The organism is Paenibacillus sp. F4 (genome assembly GCF_002894905.1).
GTDB lineage: Bacteria > Bacillota > Bacilli > Paenibacillales > Paenibacillaceae > Paenibacillus > Paenibacillus polymyxa_B.
Map to the genome: position 1 here is coordinate 1 of NZ_POVS01000031.1, position 2,085 is coordinate 2,085.

General features: G+C 42.2%; 1 protein-coding gene. It reads left to right on the forward strand.

Annotation, left to right across the window (positions count from 1 at the left end; translation table 11 throughout):
- Nucleotides 1-2,085: condensation domain-containing protein (locus C1T21_RS26040; protein ID WP_146032523.1), on the forward strand; the 2,085-nt coding region annotated here is incomplete at both ends.

Here is a 2,085-nt window from a genome sequence, read left to right on the forward strand (position 1 = left end):
GGATCATCGCAATCACGTATTTCTATGTGCGTACTATGTTCCAGATGAGGAGGAAGTGACCCCGGAAGAACTGCGAATATATTTACAACGGGAACTGCCGAGTTATATGGTGCCGTCGCATTATATGGAACTGGAGAAACTACCATTATCTCCTAATGGGAAGGTGAATCGAAGAGAGCTGCCGATCCCGGATGTGGAGCAGCAAATGGATACGAAATACGAAGAAGCACGTAATGAAACAGAGCAGAAACTGACGGAAATATGGAAAGAGGTATTGGGAGTCGAACGAATTGGAATCCATGATCATTTCTTTGAACTGGGTGGGAATTCGATTTTGATGGTGCAAATCCGAACCAGAATAAGTAGGGAAATGGGAATCGATTTGAATCTACGAGACTTCCTGCAGCATTATACTATAGCGAAGCTGTCGGAACGGATCAGGGAAGGTGTAGATACACAAGAGGCCATTGTGTATCCAGAGTTAACACCTGATCCGGAGCATATGTATGAACCATTTCCGCTAACGGATGTGCAGATGGCTTATCTGATGGGACGCGAAGACCATTTTGAAATGGGCGGAGTATCGACTCATGGATATACGGAAATTAAAACTGACTTTGATATAGACCGGCTTAATTTTGCATTACAACAGGTTATTCAATATCAGCCCATGATGCGCGCAGTCGTATTTCCTACCGGGGAGCAGGTTATTCTGGAGAACGTACCGGAATATCGAATAACAGTGGTTGACCTTACCCATATGAGTTCATCTGAGCAGCAAGAACGGATAGTGTCAGAAAGAGAGCGAATGTCTCATTATGTATTTCCAACAGACCAGTGGCCGCTCTTTGAATATAAAGCTTTTAAATTATCTGAAGGAATTCATTATTTGTTTATCAGCTACGACATGTTGATTACGGATGGAGCAAGTATTCAACTGATAGGCAAGCTGCTGGTTAAATTCTATCATGAGCCCAATTGGATGCCATCACAGTTGCAGAGCACATTTCGGGACTACATTCTGGCATTGCAGCATTTTAAAAATTCGGAAACCTATAAGAAGGACAAACTGTATTGGTTGAATAAATTGGAGGATTTCCCTGCAGCTCCAGAGCTTCCTTTGAAAACAGATCCTTCCGGTGTGACTGAGCCTCGTTTTCGTCGTCTGGAGCAAGAGATTGATAGAGAAACCTGGGAGAGAATTAAAAAGCAGGCGTATAAGTACAATATAACGCCTACAGCGGCTCTTCTTGCCGCTTATGCAGAAGTGGTGGCCTTTTGGAGTAATCAGCCTCATTTAGCTGTAAGTTTGACTGTTTTCAACAGACTGCCGTTTCATCAAGATGTGAACGACATGGTTGGAGATTTTACTTCTGTAATCCTTATAGAAATTGATTTTAGATCTGAAAAGGGATATTGGGAGAGAGCAAAACAGATCCAAGAACGTCTTTTAGAATCACTTGAACATCGGCATTATGATGGAATTGAGTTGATACGAGAAATATCCAAATATCATAATTATGGTAATCGTGCTGTTATGCCTATTGTTTTTACAAGCATGCTGCTGGGGACCAAAGAAAGAGGTGAAGTTAGTTGGTATGAATTGGGAGAAATACAAATGGGTGCTGGGCAGACATCTCAAGTGTATTTGGACCACCAACTTTTTGAAGATAACGGTTCGTTAAGACTCGTTTGGGACTACGTTGAGCAACTATTTGATGAAAATGTAATTCGTACAATGTTCAAGCAATATATAGATGCATTAACTCTGCATACTAATTGCATCAAAATTACTGAACAAGAAATGAAATTGCTGGAAAGCTACAATAATACAGAGAAACCGATACCATACAGCACCTTGCACAGGTTGTTCGAGGAGCAGGCAGGGCGTAGTCCAGAAGCAGTGGCGCTAATGTATAAGAATGAAAGCCTCACGTATGGAGAACTGCAGAAACGTTCGAATCAAATTGCCCGCTATTTGCAAGAGCAGGGGGTATGCCGTGGTGATTATGTCAGCGTATTGGCAAGCCGGAGCATTGCAACTGTTGCTAATGTCATAGGTATTTTGAAGGCTGGAGCAGCTTA